24 protein-coding genes and 1 pseudogene are annotated in these 26,182 nt (G+C 62.4%); 5 read left to right on the forward strand and 20 right to left on the reverse strand.

All coding sequences use genetic code 11. From position 1 onward, the window contains the following. Nucleotides 1–171 precede the first annotated feature (171 nt). Together MC380_RS05895 and MC380_RS05900 are read right to left on the reverse strand one after the other, a co-directional pair. Nucleotides 172–2,346, reverse strand: a complete 2,175-nt coding sequence (locus tag MC380_RS05895; protein ID WP_242163604.1) for a prolyl oligopeptidase family serine peptidase — start codon at nt 2,344–2,346, stop codon at nt 172–174. Then, nucleotides 2,340–4,862: a TonB-dependent receptor gene (locus MC380_RS05900; protein ID WP_242163605.1), complete on the reverse strand. Its 2,523-nt coding sequence runs from the start codon at nt 4,860–4,862 to the stop codon at nt 2,340–2,342. Before MC380_RS05900 ends, MC380_RS05895 begins: the two co-directional genes overlap by 7 nt. Before the next feature lie 403 nt (nt 4,863–5,265). Between MC380_RS05900 and MC380_RS05905 the strand changes: the two genes are divergently transcribed. Next, the gene (locus MC380_RS05905; RefSeq protein ID WP_242163607.1) at nt 5,266–5,766 is read left to right on the forward strand and encodes a GNAT family N-acetyltransferase; all 501 of its coding nucleotides are present in this window, start codon (nt 5,266–5,268) and stop codon (nt 5,764–5,766) included. A 91-nt stretch (nt 5,767–5,857) separates the two neighbouring features. Here MC380_RS05905 and MC380_RS05910 read toward each other — a convergent pair whose 3' ends face one another. The 3 genes from MC380_RS05910 to MC380_RS05920 form a co-directional block, all read right to left on the reverse strand. Next, nucleotides 5,858–7,018: a peptidoglycan DD-metalloendopeptidase family protein gene (locus MC380_RS05910; RefSeq protein ID WP_242163609.1), complete on the reverse strand. Its 1,161-nt coding sequence runs from the start codon at nt 7,016–7,018 to the stop codon at nt 5,858–5,860. Between the two features lie 85 nt (nt 7,019–7,103). Continuing rightward, nucleotides 7,104–7,973: a LytTR family DNA-binding domain-containing protein gene (locus MC380_RS05915; protein ID WP_242163611.1), complete on the reverse strand. Its 870-nt coding sequence runs from the start codon at nt 7,971–7,973 to the stop codon at nt 7,104–7,106. 447 nt (nt 7,974–8,420) lie between these two features. Continuing rightward, on the reverse strand, nt 8,421–8,927 hold the full coding sequence (locus MC380_RS05920; RefSeq protein WP_242163612.1) for a transposase: 507 nt from the start codon (nt 8,925–8,927) through the stop codon (nt 8,421–8,423). A gap of 482 nt (nt 8,928–9,409) precedes the next feature. On the opposite strand from MC380_RS05920, the gene MC380_RS05925 reads away from it, so the two are divergent. Next, nucleotides 9,410–10,285 carry an alpha/beta hydrolase gene (locus MC380_RS05925; RefSeq protein WP_242163614.1) on the forward strand — a complete coding sequence of 292 codons (876 nt, stop codon included), beginning with the start codon at nt 9,410–9,412 and terminating at the stop codon, nt 10,283–10,285. Nucleotides 10,286–10,609: 324 nt separating this feature from the next. Here the strand turns inward: MC380_RS05925 and MC380_RS05930 are convergent, their stop codons facing one another. From MC380_RS05930 to MC380_RS05950, 5 genes are all read right to left on the reverse strand, one after another. Continuing rightward, nucleotides 10,610–10,774, reverse strand: a complete 165-nt coding sequence (locus tag MC380_RS05930) for a hypothetical protein (protein ID WP_242163616.1) — start codon at nt 10,772–10,774, stop codon at nt 10,610–10,612. Nucleotides 10,775–11,206: 432 nt separating this feature from the next. Continuing rightward, the gene (locus MC380_RS05935; protein WP_242163619.1) at nt 11,207–11,623 is read right to left on the reverse strand and encodes a hypothetical protein; all 417 of its coding nucleotides are present in this window, start codon (nt 11,621–11,623) and stop codon (nt 11,207–11,209) included. Further along, a complete protein-coding gene (locus tag MC380_RS05940; protein WP_242163621.1) occupies nt 11,604–12,296 on the reverse strand; it encodes a hypothetical protein in 693 nt (230 codons plus the stop codon). Before MC380_RS05940 ends, MC380_RS05935 begins: the two co-directional genes overlap by 20 nt. Next, nucleotides 12,296–13,297 carry a transglutaminase-like domain-containing protein gene (locus MC380_RS05945; RefSeq protein ID WP_242163622.1) on the reverse strand — a complete coding sequence of 334 codons (1,002 nt, stop codon included), beginning with the start codon at nt 13,295–13,297 and terminating at the stop codon, nt 12,296–12,298. Before MC380_RS05945 ends, MC380_RS05940 begins: the two co-directional genes overlap by 1 nt. Before the next feature lie 171 nt (nt 13,298–13,468). Beyond that, the gene (locus MC380_RS05950) at nt 13,469–13,855 is read right to left on the reverse strand and encodes a hypothetical protein (RefSeq protein ID WP_242163625.1); all 387 of its coding nucleotides are present in this window, start codon (nt 13,853–13,855) and stop codon (nt 13,469–13,471) included. A gap of 119 nt (nt 13,856–13,974) precedes the next feature. On the opposite strand from MC380_RS05950, the gene MC380_RS05955 reads away from it, so the two are divergent. Beyond that, nucleotides 13,975–14,190 carry a helix-turn-helix transcriptional regulator gene (locus MC380_RS05955; RefSeq protein ID WP_242163627.1) on the forward strand — a complete coding sequence of 72 codons (216 nt, stop codon included), beginning with the start codon at nt 13,975–13,977 and terminating at the stop codon, nt 14,188–14,190. Between the two features lie 129 nt (nt 14,191–14,319). Beyond that, nucleotides 14,320–15,066 (forward strand): hypothetical protein, encoded by a 747-nt coding sequence (locus MC380_RS05960; RefSeq protein WP_242163628.1) that lies wholly within the window; start codon nt 14,320–14,322, stop codon nt 15,064–15,066. A 77-nt stretch (nt 15,067–15,143) separates the two neighbouring features. Here the strand turns inward: MC380_RS05960 and MC380_RS05965 are convergent, their stop codons facing one another. The 10 genes and pseudogenes from MC380_RS05965 to MC380_RS06010 all read right to left on the reverse strand — a co-directional run bounded on the left by MC380_RS05965 (nt 15,144) and on the right by MC380_RS06010 (nt 24,068). Beyond that, entirely contained in the window at nt 15,144–15,839 is a 696-nt protein-coding gene (locus tag MC380_RS05965) for an adenylate/guanylate cyclase domain-containing protein (RefSeq protein ID WP_242163630.1), read from the reverse strand. A 3-nt stretch (nt 15,840–15,842) separates the two neighbouring features. After that, nucleotides 15,843–16,754 carry a Pycsar phage resistance system effector protein PycTIR gene (gene pycTIR / locus MC380_RS05970; protein WP_242163632.1) on the reverse strand — a complete coding sequence of 304 codons (912 nt, stop codon included), beginning with the start codon at nt 16,752–16,754 and terminating at the stop codon, nt 15,843–15,845. Nucleotides 16,755–16,827: 73 nt separating this feature from the next. Continuing rightward, nucleotides 16,828–17,187 carry a hypothetical protein gene (locus tag MC380_RS05975; protein ID WP_242163634.1) on the reverse strand — a complete coding sequence of 120 codons (360 nt, stop codon included), beginning with the start codon at nt 17,185–17,187 and terminating at the stop codon, nt 16,828–16,830. Between the two features lie 29 nt (nt 17,188–17,216). Beyond that, on the reverse strand, nt 17,217–17,519 hold the full coding sequence (locus tag MC380_RS05980) for a DUF3892 domain-containing protein (RefSeq protein ID WP_242163636.1): 303 nt from the start codon (nt 17,517–17,519) through the stop codon (nt 17,217–17,219). Between the two features lie 556 nt (nt 17,520–18,075). Next, a complete protein-coding gene (locus MC380_RS05985; RefSeq protein WP_242163638.1) occupies nt 18,076–18,732 on the reverse strand; it encodes a hypothetical protein in 657 nt (218 codons plus the stop codon). Between the two features lie 7 nt (nt 18,733–18,739). Then, a pseudogene (locus MC380_RS05990) lies at nt 18,740–18,853 on the reverse strand (NrdJb); the annotation flags it as partial. 264 nt (nt 18,854–19,117) lie between these two features. After that, nucleotides 19,118–20,164, reverse strand: a complete 1,047-nt coding sequence (locus MC380_RS18005) for an SIR2 family protein (RefSeq protein ID WP_242163639.1) — start codon at nt 20,162–20,164, stop codon at nt 19,118–19,120. Between the two features lie 10 nt (nt 20,165–20,174). Continuing rightward, nucleotides 20,175–21,047 carry an NrdJb gene (locus MC380_RS06000; protein ID WP_242163641.1) on the reverse strand — a complete coding sequence of 291 codons (873 nt, stop codon included), beginning with the start codon at nt 21,045–21,047 and terminating at the stop codon, nt 20,175–20,177. 102 nt (nt 21,048–21,149) lie between these two features. Further along, nucleotides 21,150–21,707 (reverse strand): hypothetical protein, encoded by a 558-nt coding sequence (locus MC380_RS06005; RefSeq protein WP_242163643.1) that lies wholly within the window; start codon nt 21,705–21,707, stop codon nt 21,150–21,152. 195 nt (nt 21,708–21,902) lie between these two features. Further along, entirely contained in the window at nt 21,903–24,068 is a 2,166-nt protein-coding gene (locus MC380_RS06010) for an adenosylcobalamin-dependent ribonucleoside-diphosphate reductase (RefSeq protein ID WP_242163645.1), read from the reverse strand. 645 nt (nt 24,069–24,713) lie between these two features. On the opposite strand from MC380_RS06010, the gene MC380_RS06015 reads away from it, so the two are divergent. Then, nucleotides 24,714–26,153: a trypsin-like peptidase domain-containing protein gene (locus tag MC380_RS06015; protein WP_242102491.1), complete on the forward strand. Its 1,440-nt coding sequence runs from the start codon at nt 24,714–24,716 to the stop codon at nt 26,151–26,153. The last annotated feature ends 29 nt before the right edge of the window (nt 26,154–26,182 follow it).

The raw sequence follows: 26,182 nt of genomic DNA on the forward strand, positions 1-26,182 counted from the left end.
CGATGGGTGCGGGACAAAAAGCGGCTAATCCAGCCCCACCCCGAGGTTTTCATGGGGAATGCCGAGAGTGGGCCGGCAGCATCCCGTTCGGAGGAGGATTTCCGGACGCCCCCGAAGTGCGCGCCAGCGGCCATCGTGATAGCCGGAACCCAACTCGAAAGACGCTGCAGTTCAGTCGGTTACGCCGCAGATCGGTGCTTGATCGCGTATGGGCCTCAGCGCGCCATGGTTCCGTCGATCAAGGTCGGCCAACCAGCACCTGAACCACTCCAGGGATCGGGATGCGGACTCCCTCTGAAGATTTGGCAGCGCTATGTTGTGCTGGGTTTTGGGATAGATGATGAACTTCGTCGGCATTCCTGCCCGGCGGGCTGCTTTCGGATAACCGAGCATATGGATTGCAGCGGTGTAGGCACCGCCCTCGAAGAGGGTCGCCGTTGGTACTCCAGAAAAGTGCAGATCAGGCGAATCGTCGATGTAGCGCTGCGGCGCCTCGTACAGACTGACGCCCATCAGAGGATCGTGGATCTCACGATTGGCTTGCTCGCTCATCAATTCGTACATCACGACACTGTTGGCACTGCCTTCAGCAAACGCTGCGGCACGGAAGCGCTTCGCTCGGGCCATGACCTGCGGTCCGACCACCGCGCCGTGACTGTGACCGGATAGCGCCAGCCGCTCCGGATCAGCGACTCCGTCGGCGATCAGCCGGTCGATGCCCGTAACAATGTCGTCGACCGGCTCATTGCCCTGCGCCTGGGCGATCACCTTGCCGAATGTATGCGTCCCTCTGTAGTTGGGCAGGAAGACCGCAATCCCCTGCTCCGCCAGTACCTCGAGGGCATATGGCCAATAGTGAAAATAGGCCTGGAATGCATTGGGGTACGGGAAGTCGGGACCCCCGTGCACATGCGTCAGGAGCGGCCATGGACGCGATCCGGCCGACGCCGGCGGTTCGAGCAACCATCCCTGGATGGTCTGCCCGTCAGCTGCCGACCAGCGCACCTCTCGCGCACGGAAGTGGACCTTCGCGGCGATGGACCGGTTGAGGTCACTGATCGGGCGTGGCGGCCGACCTTCGCGCCATGCGTAGATCTCGGGCGGGCGCGTGAGGCTCTCATTGACGAAGACCGCGGCCTTGGCGTCCGCGCTGAATCTTACCAATGAGCTGCTTCCGTCCAGGGTCGAAACCACTTCTGCCGGGCGCAGGCCCCCAGGTAGCAGAGCGAACAGGGAATGCACCCCCTGCACGGTGTTCTCGACAAGTACCTTCGAGTCGTCGATGGCAGTGAACCTCAAGCCACTGGGATAGATTTCCGTGGCATGCCATCTCGAGGAATCTCGCGGCAGCTCCGCGAATGGATCGGCGACGGTCCACTCAGGAAAGTCCCAACTGACCCAAGGTTCGCTCTCCTTGACCCGCCTTACGAGCATCCGTCGTTTCCCGGGAATCCACTCGCCGCCCGCAAAGCTCTCTCCAAACTTCTGGCCTTCGCGAGGCGTTGCTTCCGCCAGCACGCGAAACGCTCCCGTACCCGGTGCGTATACGCCCAGGCTCGTGCGCTCATCGCGCAACTGGGCTGCGGGCAGGTCGGTAGCCAGATAGGTGACCGACAGCCATCGGCTATCAGACGACCAGTGGTACGCACCGTCATTGTCCGACGGATCGCCAGGCACCGGGATGCGCACTGCGGGCTTCCCGGATCTGCGCAACCACAGTGTCGGATTCGATCGCCGTACTTGCCCGTGCCAGTTCGGATTGACGAAGTCGTGGGAGCTTGTGGTCGCCGGATCGATGACGATGCCCGTGTTGTCTTCTCGAAATCGCGTATAGAGGGAGGCCTCCGTACTGGAGGTTTGTCGCGCCAAATAGGCAATCGACGCCCCGTCAGGCGCGAACAGAAAGCTCTCGATGGGTAAATCGCTGGCGGTACGCTTCTGGAGTTCCTTGGTCTGCACATCGAAGGAGAACACTTGCGTCACCCTCTCCCGATCCGAGAGAAAGGCGAGCTGATGGGTGCCGGGGATCCAGGCGATCGCACTCGCGTCGGCCACCGATTCGGGGGCGACCGATTCGGGTCCAGTGAGTGGTCGTATACGAACTTCGCGCGTCCTCGCGTTCTTCTCCAGCGACTGCCCCTCGACGATATAGGCCAGCCACTCGCCATCACTGGAGAGTGCAAGTTCGGATACCCGTTGCAACCGGAAGTAGTCGGCAATTTCGAATCCTCCCGCTTGAGCAGCATCCTTGCGACTCATTGGTGTGGACGCCATTGCAAATCCGGAGGCAAGCGACGCGATCAGCAGGACCCGGATCCGCTGCGCAATCCGGCCTGCGCCTACCATGACTTCGCCACCGTCAACGACACGAACCGACCGCGCGGGTCCGCGTTCGTCGGGTCATAGCCGGGGTTGCTACCGAGAAATACCGGCGTGGCCACGTACGGCGGGTTGCGGTCGAACAGGTTCTGCACCCCGACCGTGAAGCTCAACCCATGCCAGAAGGCGCCCTCTTCCGATTCAAGGGCGTAGCGCACGTTGGCATCGAACGTGGTCCAGGAGTCGATCTTGGCCGTCCCCGGTTCGTCGCTCACCCGATAATCGTCGGTGTAATTGACGAACAGCGATGACGTCCAAGCCCCTCGCGTCCATGTTCCACCGCCGCGCAGGCGAAAGTCGACCGGGGCGGATAACACGTTGCGTGCATTGACGGCCGGACTGGTCGAGGTGACCGCCTTCTCGAACTTGGTGATGTAGTTCGCACTCAGGGAGGCGTCGATCTGGCCCCACCTGGTGTCGAACAAGTAGCTCGTTTCCAGATCGAATCCGCGCTGACGTTCCGAAGACAGGTTGGTCAGGGAAAGATCGGCATACATGCCGACCGTATCGGGCGAGAACGCGCCGCCCGTGAGATCCAGGAACGATGTCGCGCCGGCGAGAAGCTGGTTGATGGAATCTGCCGAGGGGTTCCTGACCTGTAGGTCGCCAAACGCCTCTGGATGATTGAAGAAAGCGTCGAACCCGGCCACCAAGGGATCCGAAATTCGCCCACTCATTTCGATGTTGTAGTAGCTCAGGCTCAGCCTGAAGGGCGAGCCAGGCCGATGAACGTCGAAGCCGACCGTCCAGCTGGTGGACTCTTCGGCATCAAGGTCTGGATGAGCGGCCTGAGTGCGCGCGAGAATCAACGGGTCTCCAGGCACACTGATCCCGAAATCGCTCGGAATAAAGGCGAGAAAGGACTCGGTGCCGCCGGCAAGCTGGGCCATCGTCGGGGCCTTGAACGACTTCCCATAGGTGCCGCGCAAAGCCAGCCCCTGCACCGGGCTCCATCGAACACCGTATTTCGGCGTTAGCTTGCTGCCGAAGTCGCTGAACTTCTCGTAGCGACCCGCGATGCTCAGCTCCAGGGCTTCGATGCCGCGCATCCGGTTGCCCTGTCCCACAATCGGAACAAACAGCTCACCGAAGGCCACGTGCACGTCTCGGGTAGGCAGCACGTCGTCGAAGATCGTGTCGACGTTTTCCCGTCGATAGCCGGCCCCGAGCGCCACGCTGATGTCACCGGCGGATGTGCGGGCGATTGCGCCGTTGATCCGGGCGTCGATCGCGCTGACATCGGTGTCAACGTCCGACCGCGTGATCTCGCCCTCACGATTGAGCTCGGAATCGAAAGAGAATTCCGAGCGATTGGCGACCAGCTCGCCGTTCCAGTTGTCCGTGTCCAGGCGAAGCCCGATCAAACCGGTGAGCTGGGTGTTCCGGGCCGTTTGACGATCATGCAGCGTGTCGGGAAAGAGAAGAACTTTCTCGTGCTCCGAGTCGCGCCTGGTGTAGAGCAGATTGCCGAAGACCGATAGGTTGCCTGAAATCTGCTGACTGATGCTTCCGAACACGCTGTTGCGCCGCTGCTGCGGGAGGAGCGTCGTATCCGGATCCGCGGCAAAAGCGAAATCGCGATCGCCCGCGCGCAACGGGTCCTGACGACCGTACTCGGCGACCAGCATCGCGTTGCCCGTGGCCCAGCTACCGGCGATCGATTGACTGGCCAGGACCTCCGGCGCATCACCGTTGGTGACATTGCCGTAGCGGAGCATCGTTTCGGCGCCTTCGTAGTCGTCACGCGTGATGACGTTAATGACGCCACCGACGGCGTCTGCGCCGTAGAGCGCCGAAGCGCCATCCGTCAGCACCTCGACTCGCTGGATGGCGGACAGCGGAATCATGGAAATGTCGACGAACTGCCCCGAGTTCCCGCCGGATGCCAGGCGCTGGCCGTTGATGAGCACCAGCGTTGCGCCTGGGCCCAGCGCACGCAGGTTGGCCGCGCTGCCAAAGCCGTCGTTGCCAACGCTGCCGTCCGTGCCGACGGTGTCCTGGCTTGCGCCACCACCGAAGTTCTGCGGGAGACTCTCGACGAACTGGCCGAAGGAGGTATACCCACTCCGCTCGATGTCTTCGCGGTCGAACGTCAGCAGTGGTGAAGCGCTCGCATGGACCCCGCGAATGTGCGAGCCGGTGACGGTGATCTTGTCCAGATCGACTACTGCCTCTTGCGCCTGGCGCGGTGGCGGTGGCGGCGGCGCTGGCGCTCTGCTCGGGGTCGCCACCTTTACGCGCACGGTCCGTTCGCTGACATGCTCGAATTCCAGCCCTTGCTTCTGCAGCAGCGCCTTGAGGGCCTGTTCCGCGGTCATCACGCCGCGAATCGCCTGGGCGTTGCTCTTCGAGAGAATCGCCTGGTCGTACACGATCTGCAGACCGCTTTGCTCGCTGAGGGCATCGAGCGCCTCGACCAGCCGGCCAGCGGGAAGATCGTAGTTGCGCTGCGTCTCCAGGCCCTGGGCCAGAGCCACCTGCATACAACAGCCAATTGCCAGTGCAAGCAATGTTCGGCGACCCATCCCCATTCGAGAAAAGCGCATCTGCGTTCACCCCCAAAAGTTGCAGCAAAGCTGCTGTCCTGTTGATGGCGTCGCCTGGCGCCAGAACCCTACCTGCTTGCGACCGGAGGGCATCTGCCGACGCGGGTAGGGTTCCGTTTCGATGATGCGCCATTCCTTCAGACGGGGCTGCGGGTGAGTCCGCGCCTGGAGCCAAAGGACCCGACATTCATGAGGGTTACCGAATCAAGGGACGGAGGAAACTAGCGCAGCTTGTGACCCGGCCCTCTTTCGGTCGCGACGACGCGGGCTAATTGCCTCCGTCCCCATCGCTTGCTTTGTTACCCTGCGAATCCTTCAGATAGTCGCAGAGGACGACTCCATGCTGATCAAACGAGCCGACCTCGACAGTCCGGCGTTTATCGCGCTGCTGGAAGAGCACCGCGCTGCGATGGAGGCGACCGCGCCGTCGGAAAGTCAGCACGCGCTCGACCTGGCCGGCCTGCGTCAACCGGACGTCTGCGTGTGGACTCTTCACGAAGGCGATGCGCTACTGGGTTGCGGTGCGTTGCAACGACTGGACGATGCGCATGCCGAGATCAAGTCGATGCGGACTGCCCGCGCGCATCTGCGCAAAGGTGTGGCACGCACGATCCTGCAGCATCTGCTTGCCGAGGCGCGGTTGGCCGGGTTCCAGCGCGTGAGCCTGGAAACAGGTTCGATGGGCTATTTCGAGCCGGCGCGGCGGCTGTATGCATCGTTCGGCTTTGTCGAATGCGCGCCGTTCGACACGTACGTCGAGGACCCGAACAGCACCTATATGACGCTCGAAATCCCGGATCCAGCTGCCGTCGCACCAGAGGCGGTCGCGAGCCAACTATGAAGAGCAGGGGCCAGAGTCGCGCTTCTCGTGGTTCACCGGGAAAATCAACTCCGAGCCCTGTTTTCACCCCGTTTTTCCGCTTCGCGCACCGCTAATCGAAAACGACCACGGCGTTGGGCGTCGGGAAGCCGGCATCTGCGGGCTGCGTTTCAGGGGCCGCGGACTCGACCCACGACTCGCCGCGGTCGAACGCGTCGATTGAGCGGTACGCGCCGAGAGCGCGCCAGCCCGCGAGTTCGAACGGCTGACCTTCCGCCGCCAGCGGCGCGCTGGCGTCGCTGACGTGGAGATGCAGGTGCGGCCGGCTCGCCGACCCGGTGGAGCCGACGCGGGCGATCACCTGCCCGCGGCGGACGCGCTGGCCGGGCCGCACAGCCAGACCCGGGGCGAGGTGTTCGTAAAAGGCGTACCGGCCGCCGCCGATGTCGAGCGCGACGTAGTTGCCGGGCGCGTCGGCGAGGGCCACGGGCGCGCGCACCGCGCCCTTCTCTGGCTCGGGCACGCCATCGCGCGTGGCGGCCACCACGCCATCGCTGACCGCCAGGACGTCCGCACCGAAGCCGTCGCTCTCCGCCCACGGGTTGCGGGCACCGTGTCGGCCGGAAGGACCGGCGACCATCCAGTCCACCGCGTGCCGGCCGGGAATGCGCGCCCGGCCGTCGACGGCATAGATCACGCGGCGGTGGCCCCGTTCCATCCCCGGGTCGTACAACGCGGCCCATGGCCCGCCGCGCAGCGGCGCACCCAGCACCGGTGCCGCACCCGGCGCGACCCGCACCGCGCCACCCACCACCTCGATCGGCGCCGCGGACGCACCGGGCGGGGACAGTTCGATCCGGTGCAGCAGGCGCTGGCGCGTGTCGGTGGCCGGGACGGACAGGTACACGATCGCGCGGCGACCCTCGGCGATCGACCGCGCGCGCTGCTCGGCCTCCGGCGCGCCGGGCAGCGCGGCGGCGGCATGCAGCGGTGCGTCGGCGAGGTCGAGGACCACGGAGTGCGTGTCGCCGTCGAGCACCTGCACCCGCGCCAGCGTCAGCGGCTGGGCGGCGAAGTTGGTCAGGTGCAGTTCGTAAACCAGCCGCCGCTCATCGCCGGTCCGCAGCGCGGTCGGCACATGCGGCACCTGCAGGTCGACCGCTTGCCGCACCGGCGCTGCAGGGCGTTCGCGCGCGTGCAGCGGCCGGTCCGCAGCCGCAAAAGACAACAACACCAGGGCAGCGGCGCAGGCCGCAGTGAACCGGATCGACATGTCGCAGGGTCCCGCAGTGGAGGTGCGGCGATGCTGTCGCCGCCGGTGCCGCCGCGCTACGGGTTTTCGGCGAGCGGGACCACCGCTACCGGCGAGCGGGATCGGCGGGCGCGGGGCGCGGCAGCCGGCCCAGCAGGTTTGCGCGGTAGCGACGGCTCAGCCGCAGCTCGGTCCCGTTCGCCAGGACCACCGCGGCGTCGCCGCGTCCGAGGCTGCGCACCTCCTTGACCCGGTCGACGCGGATGACGCTCTGCCGGTGGATGCGCGCGAACTCCGCCGCCGGCAGCCGCTCGGCCAGCGAGCTCAGCGACTCGTCCAGCAGGTGCGCATGGCGGCCGGCGTGCACTTCCGCGTAGTCGCCGGCCGCCTGGATCCAGTCGATCTGCGCCAGCGGCACCAGCTGCAGCCGGCCCCGGGTCCTGACCTGCAGCGGGGCCGGTTCGGCCGCATCGCTGGGTGCCGCGGCCGTGGGCGTCACGGCGGGCCGCGCCTCCTGGCGACGCCTCGCGACGACCACGGCGACACCGACGACCAGCAGGTAGAACAGCGTGTTGGTGTCCACGTTCTGGACGAACATCCGCGCCGCCATCGCCGCACGCGTGGGCACGCGCCCGCCGTCGCTGTAGACGGGCCAGTAAAGCAGCGCGAACAACGCGACATGCAGCGCCGACACGACCGGAAGGCCGGCGACGTAGACCAGCACGCGGCCGGAACGCCGCGCCACCGTCGCCTCGATCAGGGCCACGGCCTGCACGATGGCCGGGGTCAGCAGGGCCCACACCGAGAAGATCGCCAGCGAATACCCTAGCGACGGCCACCACGGCTGGGGCGCGCCCCGGTAGGCGCTGATCGCGTAGCCCTGTGCGGCGAACACCAGCGCGACGACGGCCCACGCCAGACCGATGGCGGCGAGGACGGCCGCGTTCCACCGAAGATGCCAGGCGCGTTGCCGCATGCGATTCCGGATCGAATAGTCGGCGCGACGCGGCGGGACGCTCCAGCGCGGCGCGCGTGCGCGGCGGCGGGACGATTCCCGCACCGGCGTTTGCTCGCTCCGATCATAGCAACTCGGCGCGGACGCGGCGGGCGACCGGTGACGCGATCGGACGCGCGCGGTACCAATGTCAATCGGCCGAACAACGGCGGAATGATGCTGCCAACACGTGGTCGGACGCAAAGGGGACGGAGGCGAATAAGGACTTTATTACCTTCGTCCCCTTTAGTTGGCAGATGTGGTCTCCGTGCAAGGCTCCGGCATACCAACCGCGACCCAATTTGGCTTGCGCGCAAGGCTCCGACACATCAACCGCAAACGGATTTGGGTGGAGGCCGGTGTCCGACGGCTTGCGCGAACCCGTAGGGCGGGTCTCGACCCGCCATCGGTATGGCGACGGCCCGCACGTCACTGCGAATCCCACGACCAATCCTCCGGCAACACCCCAAGCCGCACATATCCATGGAACGAGGAATACGGCCAATCCGCCACCCGGGCGACATGCCCATGCTTGACCGGATTGAAGTGGATGTAATCGATGTGCGTCCGCAAGTCGTCGTCGTCGCGGATAAGGTGTTCCCAGTAGCGCCGTTGCCACACGCCGCGTTCGGCTTTCGCCATGCGTCGCTGCGAACGTCGTTCTGCAGGTGGTATAGAGCGCGAGAAAGTCGTCTTGATGTGCCGCCACCGCGTCGCGATGTCCAGATCGTCCTGGGGCAGGCTCCAGATGCAATGCAGGTGATCCGGCAGAACGACGCATGCGACCACAGAGAATGGGCGTGACGCCTTGGCTTCGCGAAAGGCGCCGCGCAACAGGTCGACGTGGTCGACCAGCAATCGCCGGCGACGCTCCAGCAGGTTCACGGTGAAGAAGTAGGTGCCGCCCCGTACCCAGGCGCGTCGGTAGTTGGACATGGAGACAACATGCCGCGTGGCGGAAGCCGCCACCATCGGACGAACGCTGGAAGGGGCGTCGGAGTATTCCGGTTCCGTCGCTTCGACGATGGCGGGTCGAGACCCGCCCTACGGCTTTGCTGGCTCCACCCGTCCCCGCGGATTGCGTCGCCCGTAGGGCAGGTTTTAACCCGCCTTACGCGTTTCGGCATTATCTTCGGCGCGCGCCTGATCCGCGGCCGCAACACCACCAACTCCGCGACGCCGGTGGTCGCGTTCAACTACGTGCATTGAGGCTGCACGCGCTGCATGGCGGCGATGCTGCAGATCGCAGCGCATGCGGAACGGCGCGCTACGCCGAAACGTGCGCCTGTGACGATCAATCTGTTCTGTTGCAGGGAAAGCCCATACACGAGTTGTTAGCCAGCGTTGCTGTGATTCTCACCGACTGGTAACGCCGCAACACCTATCAACGGCCCTGCATTCCGGATGGAGGGCAATCCATGAAAATGGAACGACTTCGTTTGTCGGGCGGTACTGAGCTGGCGTACGCCACGGCGGGCGAGACGTCCAGGCCGGCCGTGCTGCTGCTGCACGGCACGCCGAACTCGGCGCGCATGTTCCGGGAGCTCATGCCCGCGCTGGCGCAGTCCGCTTGCGTGATCGCGCCCGATCTGCCCGGCCATGGCGAGTCCGACGCGCTGCCGGCGGTCTCGTTTGCCGCCATCGGTGACGCGATTTCCGAGCTGCTGGACCGGCTGCGCATCGGGCCGCGTTTCATTTACCTGCATGATTGGGGAACGCCGGTGGGCCTGCAGATCGCAATGCAGGCGCCCGAGCAGGTGCTGGGCCTCGTCGTCCAGAACGCCAACGCGCATCGGACTGGTTGGGGACCGGGCTGGGCCGCGACGCAAGCCTACTGGGCGCAGCCCAGCGCGGAGAACGAAGCGGCGGCCACCGCGCATCTGACCCTGGCAGGCACGCGCGACACGTATATCTCGGGCGTTCCGGCGGACGTGGCCGAGCGGATCCCCGCCGAACCCTGGGAAGAGGATTGGCGAGTGATGAACCTGCCGGGTCATATGGACACGCAGCGCGCGCTGATTGCGGACTATGCGAACTACGCCGCCCGCTTCGACGCCATCGCCCAGTACCTCGAGCGCTGGCAGCCCCCTGTCCTGATGGTCTGGGGAAGGCATGACATCTACTTCGATCTCGCCGAGGTGCTGTCATGGATGCGCGCGCTGCCGAGGATGGAAGCCCATGTCCTCGACGCCGGCCACCTGCTGCTCGAGACGCATGCGGCCGTGGCCGCGTCGTTGATGCTCGACTTTATCGGGCGTACCACAGGAAGGGCGAAAGAACGGCGTAGCGGGTGATGCCTGCTGGCACTTGGTGGCGACCGTCCCTCGGACAACAACCTCGATCCTTGCATCCGACAACGCGCATGTCGGTGCTGGTCTTTCCTTGAATTCCACCACGTCCTGCGAGCACTGCCAAGAGAATGAGCCTGGCCCCATTACCGGGGCTCTACATCGGCTCGGCATCGCTCTGGCCGAGGCGTCGATTTGCTTGAAGGCGCGGCCGTCAATCTCCGAAAAGCAGGGGTCAGAAAACTAATTCCTGCGGCAGTGAATGTGAAATTGTTCTCTGACCCCTATTTCCCTGAACTTGCGCTACTGGCATAGGTCCGACTCAAAATCTTAGCCCCTCTCGCATTCCATCTGATCGACGACATTAGCAGTCGCCTCTTGAACGTTCTTGTCGCCCACCTGCCCCTCAATCGCTTCAGCGTGGTAGCGGATCTGGCAGGTCTCGCCGACTTCCGGAATCCTCTTGCCGTCTTCGAAGTGCGGCAGCAAAACCACTAGTTCCGCTCCGCTTGCCTTTACCTTTACCTTGAACTGGATCCAGGTGCGAATGTATCCGGTATATGGCGGGATAGCAGATCGTTCAATGATGGCTGCATCTTGGAGTGCGTCACCCTGTCGATCAGTACCGGTAGGTGCACATGCCCCCCAGCCGCGAGGGCAATCGCCAAGATGCAATGCCTCGCTTTCATCAAGGCGTCCCGTTCTGATCGAGCAGGAAGTTATAGGACTTGACCGTGGCACCACTGGCGTCCTGGTATTGCACGCCAAAATTTGAAGCCGGCGTAGGAACCCCCGTGGATGTGCGAGCGGCGGCCCCCATGACAGCACTCTCCGCTGATAGGCCAGCGGCATGTGCAGCAGGAAAATTCGATTGGGTCATACCGCCAGCCTGCAATACCGTGGTGTATTCGTTGAGCCTTTGATTGGTTATGGCGCGGCGACTTTGCGCCCTTTAAGTTCAACTAGGACTGCCCCCGACGGGCTGCCGACGAAATGGTATTTGCCGGCTCGTTCGCGCAGGAACAAGACATAGACATTGCCCGGCACACAGCAGTCATTCCGGCGTTCCGCTATGGTGTTGTCCACCACTACTTCAATGCGATCACCGACTGCCACCTGCCCTTTGAGAACGCTTGCCACCCGGGCCCTGACCCGGAAGAATTTGTCGAACTCCTGACCCGTATTCGGCAGCAACTCAATGTCGTCGGTTACGACCACCAGTTCGGCGCTTTGGACCCGTTCCTCTATGGAGGGGCGAGTCCTTTCCACGGCACAAGCATTGCCAATGCATGCAGGTAAAGACAGCAGAAGGACCGGCAGCCAGTTATTCAATGTGGCTTTCATCCCGCATCCTCAGATCAGCATCGGGGAGCTGAATCCTTACATTGTTCTCGTTGCTGACAGCATTTCCCGTTTCAGAGCCAACTGCACCGGGAATGGCATGGCCCACCATCTCGTGCATGAGGATGGTGCCTGGCGTCTGCGTTAAAGGTGCACCGGTCGAAGTCTGCATATCCCCAGTGTAGCTCTGACCTGTGACTACAACGTTCTGATCCGATAGACCGTTCCCAAGCGCCTGGGTTAAACCGCCCTGCACCTGAATATTCTCGCCGGTAAACGCATTCTCATAGGTATCGGCGATCTGGACGTTGATCGTCTTGTCGCTAGAGATCGCTTGATTGAGACGGTCAGAATAATGCTGCGAAAAGCGTGATGTATCGCCTGCGCTTTGCACTTGCTGCAGCGAGCCACCCTTGTCGAACTTGTAGACGCCTACAGCCACTGAGTTAACCATCTTTTCGATGCGGGCTTGATCCCTGGGATTAACAGCTCGGATTTCCCGACCATCAGGATCCGTGAACTTGTAGGGACTGTTATTGGCGTAGTAATAGCGATTGAAGTTCTCGCCCGTGTTCGGCTTAGGCTGCACAGGATCCGTAGAAACGAACCGCGCTGACACGTCAAACGCCAACACGCACAACCCAGCTGCCAACAGTCCCGCAATGGTCTTGCGCATCACTGCCCCCTTCGCGCCGTTTCGCGCTGGATGTGTTGAAGATAGCTCGTTTCCTGCTCGGGCGTCTTCTGCGCCCAGCCCAGTGATTCGGCCTTGGCAAACCACGCCAGGTTTTCTTGGGTCAGGCGACGGTATTCCCCATGGAGTTCCGGGGGTACGTCCGCCGCGTTGGGATACTTGGACGTGATGCGCTGCTGCGTCTGGAGGTAGTAGGCATTGGCCTTCCAGATCATGGCCACCGGATCCTTGGGGTTCGCGGTCAGCGCCAAGTCGGCCACGGCCATGAGTTCGTCGGCGTCCCTCCGTGCCCCGTAGTGCTCCATCAAGCTACTGGCGATGACACCCACGCCCTCGTGCGGCAACAAGGGTCGCAGGTACAGCCCATTGTCCAACGCCGCTTCCGAGATCCCCGTTTCGCGCTGGTAGCTGCTGTCGTATTTGAAGCCACCCGCGGTGGCCTCCACGTTCAACCACATCTGCTGCGTGTCGTCGGCGAACTTGACCAGGACGTGGTTGGGCGCCGTGGCCAACGCTACTGGCAAGCCCAACCGCTGGCCCAGGATGACGAACAGGATGGGCATGGACACGCAATTGCCCTTGCGTGTAGCCAAGTAGGTGGCCAATTGCTTGTTCTTTGGGTTCTTACCCAGAGGGTCGGACAAGTCGTAGCTAAACGGCCTGCCCTGATTCCAGGGCCCCGGCTCATAGAGGGTCTTGAGCAACGCATCGAGCACTTGGCGCGCCGTGGGGTTAGCGGGCACGGTTCCGCGAACGGCTCGCTCCCATACGTCAAGTTCGCGGCGCACTGCTGCCGTATCGGTGCTCGGGTCAATAAGGTGATCCACCATCAGCTTGGCGGCAGCGTAGTTCACCTGATCATCGGGCAGTTGAAACTGGGCACGAAGCGGGGCGAGGTCGCCGGCCGCCCACGCGACAGAAACCAGGCACGCAAACAGCGAACCCAGCCCCCAAGCGGTCCAGCGGCGAACTCGAGCCCCCATGCGTTCCCTGCATCCCCCTGTTCATCGACATCCTAGTCCCGCCGAAACGAGCCTGTCTATCCGTCGAGCAGCGACAGCCAGAATCCTAACCCCGTAGGGCGGGTCTTGACCCGCCATCGGTATGGCGATGCGCCGCACCCCACTTCAAATTAATCGCCCCCGTTCCCTGGCTTACCCAGGGTTGTCGCGCAGCGCCGGCCATGCGGCGGTGATGGCGCGTGCGGTGTGGCGGGCGCGTTTGGGGTGTTGGTAGAAGGTGCGGGCGCTGGTGGCCAGGGTGGCCCAGTGTTCGGCTTCTTCCAGGGCGGTGGCGGCGTGGTCGAGCAGGCGCAACACGTCGGCACGGTCCACGCCCGCGGTGCCGGACAGGTGGGCGGCGACCTGGAACAGTTCCGTCGCCCGTAGGCCGCACAGGTCGCCCAGGCGGGTGGCACTGCGGTCGATGGTGCTCAGGTCCTTCAAGGAGCACAGCGCCAGTACGGCGTGGGGGCGGTTGGGGACGGTGTCGTCGTGGAGGATGTCGAGCAGGTTTGCGAGGTTGCCTATGCCAAGGTCCATTTGCTGCACTCCCTTGCTGCGCGGGTTCCTTATCCGGGGCGAGTACCCATGGATACGATTAGTATACATGTAACACTTGGTATGTGTAACGGTTAGAACACAACCGGTACAAGGTGGGCATGAAGGCCCCCTTGCGCCAGCGGTTCGGAAAAAGAATCAAAGACTTGCGCAAGGAACGCGGCATTTCCCAAGAGGCCCTGGCCGACAAGTGCGGCTACACCCGTGCCTACATGAGCAGAATCGAGACCGGCGCCGCCCGTCTCTCCATCGATGCCATCGAAGTGTTGGGCACGGCATTGCGCATGCCGCTAAGCGAGATGTTCAAGGGGCTGTAATCAGCCCCGTAGGGCGGGTCTTGGCCCGCACGTCACCGCAAATTGATTGCCTCGGTTCTCTTAAGTCGATCGTTGAGCTCATCACACGCCCTTGCTGGCTTCGCGAACTGTGTCGTCCCGAGAAAATGAATGAACGCCGCCAACCCACAACCGCCGTTCCCCTGCTCAGTACTAGACGAGGCAGGCGCCTACAAATGGAGTGGGAACTTTCGCGTGTCTTCGAGCGCGATCGAAAGGTTCGCGATCCTGACCTGGACGCGACGCGACCTGACCAGCGCACTGGCGATGATCCGGGAGTGCTGCAAGGACGAGTGGGACGACAAAGACTCCCCCGTCAGCCAAGCGCTCTGGTGGAGCGCGGTCGTCATCTATGGCAAGCCGTTCAAGCGGAGTGACGCGCGAAAGCTGCTAGGAAGATCATGGGCGGTTGCTCACTTGAAAACCCAAGTAAGCACGGAAGCATTGGACCTGCATGAGTACCTCATGCACCTGCGCGACAAGATGATGGCGCACGATGACGGCTTAGGCGAACGCAAGGACCTGGTCCTGTCACTTCCACCGAAGCGCCCCGCGCATTTCGAGTATCTCGGCATCGGAACTGCCAACCGTCGAGTTGTCTCACTGGGTACCGATATCGCCAAGCAGCTTGAGCCTCACTTCGCGGATGTAGAACGCATCTTCATCCACTTGTGGCAAGAACAGTTTGACGCGATCCGCCAACACCTGCTGGACACCAACTTCGCGGACGTCACCCTGCTGGGCCCCCATGTGGAGGAAGACCCATTCGTGGACATCCAGCGGGTTCTCGATGCCTACGGTCGTGCGGGTGGAGCGTCCGGCCCCTCGAATTCACCTTCCATTGGAAACTGTCCCTGACACCTTTTTCCTGTGCGAGCGGGAATGTGACGGATTAATTGGCCCCGTCCCCTTTAGGTCGCGCGGTGGATCTTTCCCTAGCTGAAGCTCTGCCGATAGCTGGAACGATAGATGTACGAGTTATTGAACTCGGTCCAAATCATCTTGACCCACATTGGGTTTCCGTCGGAAAACTTAACGTCATCATGCATCGCATTGTAAACATCCGGCGTAATGTACGTGTAGCTCGGATCGAGCGCAGACAACTTTGCTGCATAGTTAGCCGAGCGGCCTACCCAAACTAAGTCGTTCGCGCCGCGTGCGCCGGTCTTCGCGACAAATAATTCGCTGGTATCTATGCCCGTGACATGTTTTACCTGAAAGCTCTTGGTTGTGTACACCGCTTTCATCTTTGGCATCACTATCTCATCGACCGCCCACTTTATGTTGAGCGCCGCCCTCACAGCGCTGGTATTCTTACTCTTTCCAATGAATACGCCCATGATTCGGTCGCCATCGTAGGCCGTCACATTACCGCCCTGATGCGGAATGATCCTTGCGCAGCAGTAGAGAAAAGTTTTGTACACCTCTGCAGCAAAGCCAGCGATCTCGTTATCTACCATCCGCGTCGAATCGGCGAGGTCCGCATACAGCACGGTGCCGTCGATTTTGATGGCTTCGTTCTTCAACCCTAGCTTTGAATTCTCATCCGGCACCACCGTTCCATCGCGAGTCGTCCATGCGGAGCGAAAGACGTCACCGCAGTAAGCTTCAAGGTCATTCTTTAGGCTCATTGTTCAGTCCTTCGCTCCGGCAGCCATTATCAACTCGCGTAGCCTCGCGCACGCAGGCGCGATGTAATGCTCCGCATCTTTCCCCTTCTCGTAGCGATAGGGGATGGTCGTCAATCCCGCCAAGTCACTCGGCAGCTTCAAGTCCGCGTTCCGTGGCTCCATCAGGAAGGCCCTACGCCTCCCAAGCCGGCCCATGAACAGGCCCAACTCGAAAACGACATTGTCGCGGATGGTCGGCCATTCGTCGTCTCGCGTGATAACAACATCGTCCGCGTGCGCCACGGCAATAGCAAAATCCGAGTCGTCCAACTCGGCCTCCAGCTCGTCCAGCGTGTAGTTCGATGCCCGAAATACGCCGTTCTTCCACGCCACCGCCAAGAACGGGTCATGCTCGAATTGCTTGATGAGCAAGTCGACGATGGGAAGCGCCTCCGCCGAGGACATGATGAACACCCGGACCCGTTCGCGCTGGGCAGTCACCAAGTGATTCCGCTCAGCGAGTCGCCGGGCTAGCGTTGCCGCAATTCGCCTCCACACGTCGGGGAACTGCTCAGCAGCCGCCGAGAACTCGGCCTCGCTGACCTTGAGTAAGACGGTCGTCTCAAGGGGAATGACTGACGCCGCTCGCGGCTGCGAGGGTTCAATGGCGGCCATTTCGCCGATAGGATCGCCCGGGAACCGGTTTGCAACGACCTTACCGTTGACCCGGACTTCAACTTTGCCGGCGACGATGAAGAAAACGTCTGATGTTTGGTCTCCCTGATTGATGACGGCCGTGCCTGCCGGAACTTCAATCAATTCGCCCGCGGCTACCAGCCGCTCCGCAAGCTCCTGGCGATTCGCTACCAGCCGATGTTCCGTCACCACGGCGACCAAGCGCCGCCGTCCCTCGTCCCCTTGAAATCGCTCGATCATCACGCCCCCCGTGGCGCCTAACGTTCGCTCAGCATGGAGGGCTGGAACCCTTCGTTCAAGGTCTGCTTCTGACTCAGGTGTACCCCTTCGCCGCCTGATGGGCCACGTCGCAGGCAGCGTGAATCAGGCGGGTGTTCTCGGGCGTGTACCCATCGACGGCCCGGGTACGGTCCAGCACCGCCCCTCGCTCAGGCAGGGGCTTGTTGCAGAGCGGGCAAAGCCCTTGCTGCTCCTTCATCTTGAGTTGCTTCAAGCGAAGCCGGACCATAGGCTTGCTGCGCTCATCGTGCATCAGCTCTTTGTAGACCTTGCGGCGGTAGGCAAAGAGCAATTCCTTGTCGCCGCCGCTCAGGTCTACAAGCCGGGCTCGCACGTCATCTAGCAGGGTGCGGGCGAGGTCAAGCTGCCCGGGCGTCAGTCGCGGATTGGCCATGTGCGCAAGATAGCCCGAGGTCCCGTCTGTCAGAACTCCGGCAAGTTTTCGAGGTTGTCCCGTTCCTTCCCGTTGTCTACGGTCTTGATGTACTCGACCCCGTTGACTCTGATGATGTAGACGGGTTGGCCCTTCTGCCAGCTTCCTCCACTCATTACGATGGTCACGAACGTGACCCCATCTTTGATCGCTTTGACGATGGTTGCGCGGTCGTACTCCGCGCCGGCCCCAATCGTGTCCTCGTTGTCCGGGTGAGCCCGTATACGGTCGATGTGCGTATGCGCCGCGTTGTACCGAACAGCCGAAATGCCGTAATCCGCCCACTTAGCCATGTCGCCCCCTATGCTGGTTGGTAGCAGTGTTGTAGCGAGGCGATGTCGCGCAGGCTGCGACTGGTCAACAAAAAGGCCACCCGGATGGAGTGGCCTTACCGCTCATCGCCCAGCACATCAGGCGCAAAGAACAGGGGTCAGAGTAGCGTTTCTCGTAGTTCACTGAGAAAGTCGACTCTGACCCCTGTTTTCATACAGTCCAGCAGAGGATCTCACTCACCTAACGTAACAATTCGCCTGCTATTTGAGGGGGATCATCAGTATCGTTCTCGGGGCGATACTGCTCAGCTCGCTTTCCAGGCGGATAAGGTTCGCAAGAGCATCAACATTCAAGAGAACACTATTCGCCCACGCGGTGGAGGGCATGCTGGCTCAGTGGGAACTGTTGACGTTGACTCGATCACCACTGACCTTGTTCAAGAGAAGGCAGCTGAATGGCTGGAAGATGTATTTCGCTAAGGCATAGGCCCACAAAGACAAAGCCCCGCCGAAGCGGGGCTGTTTGTTGCGTCCTAAGCGAACTGATTCCAAACAGGAATTAGCGGAAGAACAGGGGTCAGAGTCGCGTTTCTCGTAGTTCATTGAGAAAGTCCACTCTGACCCCTGTTTTTGCCGCGGATTCAATTCTTGAAAATCGATCTTTTAGCGCGGCAATCAACGAATCTCCTAAAGCTCTATTGAACGAATCAACCTGATTCGATTGCCATGAGATATATTGCTCCGTCGTCTGAAGCTCCCGATCAATCGCAGAAATCATCTGCTCTGGATTTGCTTCGCCGGCAGCTTGCGTTGTGAACGTTATGACTCCGTCACGACCGCCTGCATCTGGTTCGATACTGCCAACGGGAAGAACGCTTGACCAGTTGCTCGGCCTGAGCTTCCAAAGCAGGGAGTCCCCTGAATACCTATATGCGCATTTATATTCGTAGCCACCGACATTGAATGGTTGGCTTCGATCTCTAATGTATCGATTCCTATCTCCGCTAACATCTACCTGAACTTCATTGACGGACTTCTGGACGCTGCCTTTATCTAATAAAAGCGGATGAACTAGATATTCTTCGAGAAGCTGCGCTTCAAGTCCCTCTATGGTGTTGTCACGTAGGCGACTCTCATCAAATTGAGCGATCTTCTTGAGCGCGCCTTCTTTATGGCTTTCTAGCGTTGCACGAAGATCGCCTTCACTGAAAAGATAGTTTGGCCGTCGTCGCATATTTAGATTACCCGCACTTCGAATACCTATAATTCAAACAAGTCGCACACCCATCCATGATCACGATGGCCTTGGTGTTGCACTTGCGGCACATGGTGGCGGACGACGGAAAGCTCGCGCCGTGGAAAGAACAGGGGTCAGTTTCGCGTTTATCGTAGTTCATTGAGAAAGTCTACTCTGACCCTATTTTGTGAGTTGGCCACTTTCCAGCACGCCGTGTAGGTCGAATAGAAAGCGCTGCAGTGTCCTACGTGAGAAGACAAACATCTGCGGTCAAAAGGCCCGAGCTAGCCTCGAATAGATGTTGTCTGGATTGTCAAAGAACTTTCATGTCAAACAGCCCCGAATGCGCGCCGCTTACCCAGGCTACGCTGGTTTACGCGGATTAGCTCCCGTCTATATACCCAAGCACTTCGGACACACTATTTGCATCAAAACCACTACGAATATGAGTAGCGGTGGTTTCCAGGGACTTCGGGATTTTTATCGTTCCGGGATCAACAACAAGAACACGTTTGCTAATGGCACCGGCCGAAAGAATCGAGTTTATGTAGTCGTCTCGAAAAGCAAATCCGATGAACACTAGTAAGTCGGCTTTTCGCGACGCATGTTCAAAATACTCATGAAGGGTCGAGAATGGTTGTTTTGATGGTATACCCTTAAATCCCGGGTAAATAATCGCATGGTGTTCGTGTCTAGCCCTAAATGTTGTGCCACCGAATACCACATCCCCTCGATCGTTTTCCCAGTTCAGGGAACCATGAAGCTTTGTAATTAAGCCATCTGCGTACGGAACAAATTCACTCTCATGTATGGAACGACGCCAAAGCTCAACGTCGAGCCTACTTAGAACCCCAAAGGATTTTCCGAATCCTAGATCAAGCTTCTGGTACTGAGTTGCATACTCAAGAACGAGATCGTAGTTCGTCGTTATCAGATCAAGCCAGTACCCGCGATCCTTTAATCCCTGCAGCAACAAGCACCAGTTTTCTTTTAGGCTTTCTGGCGATGGAATTGCCGAGTAGTAGTCGTAAAGCTGAGAATTTATTACGTCTCGCAGGTCGTTTATTTGAGACGCACCTTGATGAGCGACTCGCGCAAAACCTCTTACATCTAGCGTTGGAAAGCCCAGCGCTACTGCCAAGTGATTGTCTGGCAGCACCCAACTGAGGGGGCTATCTGAATCCTCAGCCTTGCGTAAGTAGGAAACAATCTCTTCAAGTGACCAAAGAAGTTTCTCAACGTCAGGGGGGCCTACTCCAAATTTCTTCTCAAAGTTTGCAACAAGACGTGCGATCAACTTGTGCTGTCGAATTCGCTCCGGCAGCTTTTCATAGAAGCCGGCAGTTGTTGGGTATGCACCCCGATCAACAGCAAAAGAGGCACCGGCCCCAGAGAAAACAATCGCTCGCTTTGGTGGAGGAGAATTCACCCCCCTCGCCTCACCCACACTTCGAATACCCACAATTCAAACAAGTCGCACACCCATCCATGATCACGATGGCCTTGGTGTTGCACTTGTGGCACATGGTGGCGGACGGCGGGAAGCTCGCGCCGTCGCCGGTGACTTCGATGACTTCCTCAGAGCGGCCTTCGGGGGTGCTGCGGTCGGGGCCGGCCGGCCCTTCGACTTCGCCGGGCTTTGCCCGGCTACGCTCAGGATGAGCGGAAGAACCGGCTACTTCAGCGTTTTTTTTTGAGCCGTTGTTCTGCTGTTCGTCGTAGGCGCGGCGCTTTTCGGCGATCAGGGCGCGCTGGTGCTCGCTCAGTTCCGGGTCGTGCATCAGGCCGATGGTCTTGAGGTGGTCCTCGACGATGGTGCCGAGTTCGGCGACCAGGCTGGGCATGTACACGCCGCCGGCCTTGAAGTAGCCGCCCTTGGGGTCGAACACGGCCTTCATCTCCTCGACGATGAAGGTCACGTCGCCGCCCTTGCGGAACACGGCGGACATGATCCGGGTCAGGGCCACGATCCACTGGAAGTGTTCCATCGACTTGGAGTTGATGAACACCTCGAACGGGCGGCGCTGCTCGTGCTCGGAGCCGGCGTTGAGCACGATGTCGTTGATGGTCACGTACATGGCGTGTTCCACCAGCGGCGATTTGATCTTGTAGGTGGAGCCGATCAGCACTTCCGGGCGCTCGATGCGCTCGTGCATCTGGATCACGTCGGCCATGGGCTTGGCCGAGACTTCCGCCTCGATCGTGGAGCGGGGCACGCTTTCGCCGGAGACCGGGGCTGCGCCTTCGCGCGCCTTGTCCTCGGGGGTGACCACGGCGTATCCCTTGATTTTCTTGTCGATCTTGACGGCCATTGCGTGCGTGTCCTGGTGCGGTGCGTGTTGCTATTGATATGGGGGCGAAGAGCACCCCTCCCCAACCCTCCCCTGCCTTCGCAGGGGAGGGAGAGGAACGGCTTACTTCTTCGCCGCGCGGGTGGCGGCGGCCTTCTTGCCGGCGGCGCTGCGCTTGGCCTTCTTCGCCACGCCGGCGGTCTTGCGCTTGGCGGTGGCGGTGGACTTGCGCACGGCCTTGGCGGCCTTGCTCACGGCGCGCTTGGCGGTGGCCTTGCGGGCCGTCGACTTCTTCGCCGCCTTGCGCGGTGCGGCCTTCTTGGCGGCCTTCTTGGCCGGTGCCTTTCTGGCCGTCGACTTCTTCGCCGTCTTCTTCTTGGCGGCCTTCTTGCCGGCGCCCTTGCGGCGCAGTGCTGCGACTTCCTTCTTGGCGGCGGCGCTGGCACCGGCCAGGGTCTTCTTGGCCTTGGTGACGCGCTTGGTGACCGCCTTCTTGGCGGTGGCCGCGGTCTTGCTGACGGCCTTGGTTGCCTTGGAAGCGGCTTTCTTGACCGTGGCGACGGCGCCGCCGGCGGTGGAGGCGATGGTGCTGCCGACGTTGGCTGCGGTGTCGGCGACGTTGCTGGCGGCGGCCGAAATGGTTGCGGTCACGCCGTTGCCCTTGCTCTTTTTCCTGGCCATGGGTGCCCTCCTTAAGGGCGGTCAATCGGGTGGAAGTTCTGTTTGCGTTGCAGGTTGCGATGTTTCACGGGTACTGCGAGCAGGTTGACTGCTGGCGCGATCCTATACCCGACTTGCATGCTTTGCAGCGTGTAGGCCGCGTGCTTGCGCCGCGCACCCACCCGACCCTCCCCGCAATCGGGGGAGGGAGCGTGTTCAGAACTTGCCGTAATAGCCTTCCTTCAACGCGTCGAACAGGTTCGCCGCGGTGTGCATTTCGCCGTCGTATTCGATCTGCTCGTTGCCCTTGACCTCGACGGTGGAGCCGTCCTCCAGCTCGAAACGGTAGAGGGTGTTTTCCAGGTCCGCTTCCTTGACCAGCACGCCCTGGAAGGCGGCCGGGTTGAAGCGGAAGGTGGTGCAACCCTTCAGGCCCTGCTGGTGGGCGTAGCGGTAGATGTCCTTGAAGTCCTCGTACGGGTAATCCGTGGGGACGTTGGCGGTCTTGGAGATGGAGCTGTCCACCCACTTCTGCGCCGCGGCCTGCACGTCGACGTGCTCCTTGGGGGTGATGTCGTCGGCCGAGATGAAGTAGTCCGGCAGCTTGGCGGCCGGATCCTCGGCGAACGGCACGGCCTTGGGATTGACCAGGTGGCGGTAGGCCAGCAGCTCGAAGGAGAACACGTCGACCTTCTCCTTGGTCTTCTTGCCCTCGCGGATCACGTTGCGGCTGTAGTGGTGGGCGAAGCTGGGCTCGATGCCGTTGCTGGCGTTGTTGGCCAGGCTCAGCGAGATGGTGCCGGTGGGCGCGATCGAGCTGTGGTGGGTGAAGCGCGCGCCGGTTTCGGCCAGCTGCTCGACCAGCTCGGGCGCCACTTCGGCGACCTTCTGCATGTAGCGGCTGTACTTGGCGTGCAGCACCTTGCCGGGGATTTCCTGGCCCAGCTTCCAGCCATCGGCCGCCATTTCCGGGCGCTTGCGCAGCATCTCGGCGGTGACGGTGAAGCGCTCCTCCATGATCGGCGCCGGGCCCTTTTCCTCGGCCAGGCTGAGCGCGACTTCCCAGCCGGCCACCGCCATGTCGCGGGCGATGCGCTCGGTGAACTCGCAGCTCTCCTTGCTGCCGTACTTCATCTTGAGCATGGTCACGGTGCTGCCCAGGCCCAGGAAGCCCATGCCGTGGCGGCGCTTGCGCAGGATCTCGTCGCGCTGCTGCTGCAGGGGCAGGCCGTTGACCTCGACCACGTTGTCGAGCATGCGGGTGAACACGCGCACGACTTCCTTGTATTCCTCCCAGTCGAAGCTGGCCTGGTCGGTGAAGGCGTTGCGCACGAACTTGGTCAGGTTGACCGAACCCAGCAGGCAGGCGCCGTAGGGCGGCAGCGGCTGTTCGCCGCAGGGGTTGGTGGCGCGGATGTTCTCGCACCACCAGTTGTTGTTCATCTCGTTGACCTTGTCGATCAGGATGAAGCCCGGCTCGGCATAGTCGTAGGTGGACACCATGATCATGTCCCACAGGTGCCGGGCCTTGAGGTGGCCGTAGACCTTGCAGGCGACCAGGCCGTCGTCGCGGACCACGTAGTTGGTGTGGGTGGGCCACTCGCGCCAGACCACCTGGTCGGCGTTGGCCAGGTCGACGTCGCCGATTTCCTTCTCGTTGATCGGGAACACCAGCGGCCAGTCGGCATCGTCGGCCACCGCCTGCATGAAGCCGTCGGTGATCAGCAGCGACAGGTTGAACTGGCGCAGGCGGCCGTCCTCGCGCTTGGCGCGGATGAAGTCGCGCACGTCCGGATGGCTGACGTCGAAGGTGCCCATCTGCGCGCCGCGGCGGCCGCCGGCCGAGGACACGGTGAAGCACATCTTGTCGTAGATATCCATGAAGGACATCGGGCCGGAGGTGTACGCGCCGGCGCCGGCCACGAACGCGCCGCGCGGGCGCAGGGTGCTGAACTCGTAGCCGATGCCGCAGCCGGCTTTCAGGGTCAGGCCGGCCTCGTGGACCTTGTCGAGGATGCCGTCCATCGAATCGGTGATGGTGCCCGACACGGTGCAGTTGATGGTGCTGGTGGCGGGCTTGTGCTCGAGCGCACCGGCATTGGAGGTGATGCGGCCGGCGGGGATCGCCCCGCGGCGCAGCGCCCAGGTGAAGCGCTCGTTCCAGTAGGCGCGCAGCTCGGGCGTGGGCTCGGCATCGGCCAGGGCCCGGGCCACGCGCTGATAGGTGGCGTCGATGTCGGCGTCGATCGGCACGCCGGCCTTGGTCTTGAGGCGGTATTTCTTGTCCCAGATGTCGGTCGAGGCGGGCTGCATCGGGATTTCCTGCTGCGCAGGGGCTCCGCCCGCCGGGTTTTTCACCGCCTCCAGACGTACTGTGCTCATTCCTGGTGTTCTCCGTGTTGCGTGCCGCGGGGCGGCGGCCTTCTTGTGGTTGTAGGTGTAGCGCCTTGCCTGTGCCCTTGCGGGCAAAAAACCGTTAGCGACGCCGGGGCGCGAACCGCGCCGACGGCGATGCCGCGACCGGCCGTGCCCTCGTGGGGCCACGCCCTGCCGCCTGGATGCTGACTGTTCTGCGTTGTGCCTCGACTGCCGTCACGAGCCCTCCCCAAGGCGTCGGTTTTCCGGCTGTTACTCCGGCTGGTGTAGCGACTGCTCCGCGGTATTCCGGCCTGTTTTGAGGATTGGTGCTTTGCACAAACCCCCAATGTCTGGGCCCTGCCCGCCGCGTCGACCCCAAGATGTAGTGGCGGCGCGGGATACCACGCTACGCCCGTCACAGTTGGCATGTCAACAGTATTTCGATGAATGCGCAGATTCCCCGGACATTCCCGGCGCCCGGTTGGCGACCTGCCGCGAAACCGCTTTCAGCACCGATTTCGGGCGCCGGGCGGACACTGCAGTGGATCCCCGGCGGCAGCCTCCGAACGCGCCGGGCGCTTGAATCCCCGCGTCGGGACGCGATCTGATAGCGCTCCTGCCCCAATGCCTGCGCGGCCGCGGCCGCCCGAACGATTTTCGAGAACGTCCATGCAACGCCCCAAGCCCCTGACCACCCTGCTCGCCCTGTCCCTTGCCGCCGCGTTCGGCGGCTTTGCCGCCACCGCGCTGCGCGACGGCCTGGAGCAGCCGGCGCGGGCCGAGCCCGGCGCCGCCGCGAGCGTGCCCGCGGTGGCCCAGCTGCCGGCATCGCTGCCCGGCCAGCCCCTGCCCTCGCTGGCGCCGATGCTGCAGCGGGTGATGCCGGCCGTGGTCAGCGTGCACACCAAGCAGCGGGTGCGGGTGAGCCCGTTCGGCGACGATCCGTTCTTCCGCCGCATGTTCCCCGAGCTGACCCAGGAACGGATCAACGAATCGCTGGGCTCGGGCGTGATCATCGACGCGGCGCAGGGCCTGGTGCTGACCAACCACCACGTGATCGAGGGCGCCGACGACGTGTCGGTGACCCTGGCCGACGGGCGCACGCTCAAGGCCGAGTTCGAAGGCTCCGATGCCGATACCGACGTGGCCGTGATGCGGATCCCCACCGATGGCGCGCCGCTCACCGCGATCCCGCTGGCCGATTCGGGCAGCCTGAAGGTGGGCGACTTCGTGGTGGCGATCGGCAATCCGTTCGGCGTGGGCCAGACGGTGACCTCGGGCATCGTCTCGGCGGTGGGCCGCGCCAACCTGCCGGGCGTGGGCTTCCAGAACTTCATCCAGACCGACGCCTCGATCAACCCGGGCAACTCGGGCGGCGCGCTGGTCAACCTGGCCGGCCAGCTGGTCGGCATCAACACCGCCAGCTTCAATCCGCGCGGCTCGATGGCCGGCAACATCGGCCTGGGCTTCGCCATTCCCTCGAACCTGGCGGTGAGCATCAAGAACCAGCTGCTGGCGAACAACGGTGTCGTGCGCCGCGGCACCTTCGGCATCGACACCCAGGACGTGGACGAGCGCACCTATCGCGGCCTGGGGCTGGACGAGGCGCGCGGCGTGGTGGTGACGCGGGTCTATCCGGGATCGGCGGGCGCCAAAGCGGGCCTGCAGGTAGGCGACGTGATCCTGGCTGCAAACGGCGAGCGCATCGACAGCAGCGTGGCGCTGCGCAATTTCCAGGGTCTGCAGGCGGCCGATGCGCAGGTGGCCCTGGACGTGCGCCGCGACGGCCGCGCGCTGCAGCTGACCACCGGGCTGAGCCTGGCGCCGCGCGATGGCGCCAGCTTCGACCCGCGCCTGGCCGGCGCGGTCTTCGCCGACCTGCCCGAAGCGCTGCGCCGCCAGGGCATCCGCGGCGTGCTGGTGGAAAGCGTGGCGCGCGGCAGCCGCGCGGCGCAGAACGGACTGCAGGCGGGCGACGTGATCCTGGCCGCGAGCAGCGGCGCGTTCAGCGATCTCGACGGATTCCGCGCCAGCCTGGCGCGTGCGCCCGAGCAGCTGGCGCTGCAGGTGCTGCGTGGCCGCGAACAGGGCCGGCTGCTGCTGCGCTAGGGGGCCTGTGGGAGCGCGCTTGCGCGCGA

This window comes from Lysobacter sp. M15 (assembly GCF_022662515.1).
In the GTDB taxonomy this organism is placed as follows: domain Bacteria; phylum Pseudomonadota; class Gammaproteobacteria; order Xanthomonadales; family Xanthomonadaceae; genus JAKPBU01.

Coding starts and splice junctions, on each gene's coding strand:
- MC380_RS05925 (WP_242163614.1), top strand. CDS start 9,410: ATGAAAATGGAACGACTTCGTTTGTCGGGCGGTACTGAGCTGGCGTAC.
- MC380_RS06000 (WP_242163641.1), bottom strand. CDS start 21,047: ATGGCCGTCAAGATCGACAAGAAAATCAAGGGATACGCCGTGGTCACC.
- MC380_RS05975 (WP_242163634.1), bottom strand. CDS start 17,187: ATGGCCAATCCGCGACTGACGCCCGGGCAGCTTGACCTCGCCCGCACC.
- MC380_RS05900 (WP_242163605.1), bottom strand. CDS start 4,862: ATGCAGGTGGCTCTGGCCCAGGGCCTGGAGACGCAGCGCAACTACGAT.
- MC380_RS05940 (WP_242163621.1), bottom strand. CDS start 12,296: ATGCGCAAGACCATTGCGGGACTGTTGGCAGCTGGGTTGTGCGTGTTG.
- MC380_RS06010 (WP_242163645.1), bottom strand. CDS start 24,068: ATGAGCACAGTACGTCTGGAGGCGGTGAAAAACCCGGCGGGCGGAGCC.
- MC380_RS05955 (WP_242163627.1), top strand. CDS start 13,975: ATGAAGGCCCCCTTGCGCCAGCGGTTCGGAAAAAGAATCAAAGACTTG.
- MC380_RS05980 (WP_242163636.1), bottom strand. CDS start 17,519: ATGGCTAAGTGGGCGGATTACGGCATTTCGGCTGTTCGGTACAACGCG.
- MC380_RS05920 (WP_242163612.1), bottom strand. CDS start 8,927: ATGTCCAACTACCGACGCGCCTGGGTACGGGGCGGCACCTACTTCTTC.
- MC380_RS05945 (WP_242163622.1), bottom strand. CDS start 13,297: ATGGGGGCTCGAGTTCGCCGCTGGACCGCTTGGGGGCTGGGTTCGCTG.
- MC380_RS05905 (WP_242163607.1), top strand. CDS start 5,266: ATGCTGATCAAACGAGCCGACCTCGACAGTCCGGCGTTTATCGCGCTG.
- MC380_RS05910 (WP_242163609.1), bottom strand. CDS start 7,018: ATGTCGATCCGGTTCACTGCGGCCTGCGCCGCTGCCCTGGTGTTGTTG.
- MC380_RS06005 (WP_242163643.1), bottom strand. CDS start 21,707: ATGGCCAGGAAAAAGAGCAAGGGCAACGGCGTGACCGCAACCATTTCG.
- MC380_RS05950 (WP_242163625.1), bottom strand. CDS start 13,855: ATGGACCTTGGCATAGGCAACCTCGCAAACCTGCTCGACATCCTCCAC.
- MC380_RS05915 (WP_242163611.1), bottom strand. CDS start 7,973: ATGCGGCAACGCGCCTGGCATCTTCGGTGGAACGCGGCCGTCCTCGCC.
- MC380_RS05895 (WP_242163604.1), bottom strand. CDS start 2,346: ATGGTAGGCGCAGGCCGGATTGCGCAGCGGATCCGGGTCCTGCTGATC.
- MC380_RS05960 (WP_242163628.1), top strand. CDS start 14,320: ATGAACGCCGCCAACCCACAACCGCCGTTCCCCTGCTCAGTACTAGAC.
- pycTIR (WP_242163632.1), bottom strand. CDS start 16,754: ATGATCGAGCGATTTCAAGGGGACGAGGGACGGCGGCGCTTGGTCGCC.
- MC380_RS05935 (WP_242163619.1), bottom strand. CDS start 11,623: ATGAAAGCCACATTGAATAACTGGCTGCCGGTCCTTCTGCTGTCTTTA.
- MC380_RS06015 (WP_242102491.1), top strand. CDS start 24,714: ATGCAACGCCCCAAGCCCCTGACCACCCTGCTCGCCCTGTCCCTTGCC.
- MC380_RS05985 (WP_242163638.1), bottom strand. CDS start 18,732: ATGCGACGACGGCCAAACTATCTTTTCAGTGAAGGCGATCTTCGTGCA.
- MC380_RS05965 (WP_242163630.1), bottom strand. CDS start 15,839: ATGAGCCTAAAGAATGACCTTGAAGCTTACTGCGGTGACGTCTTTCGC.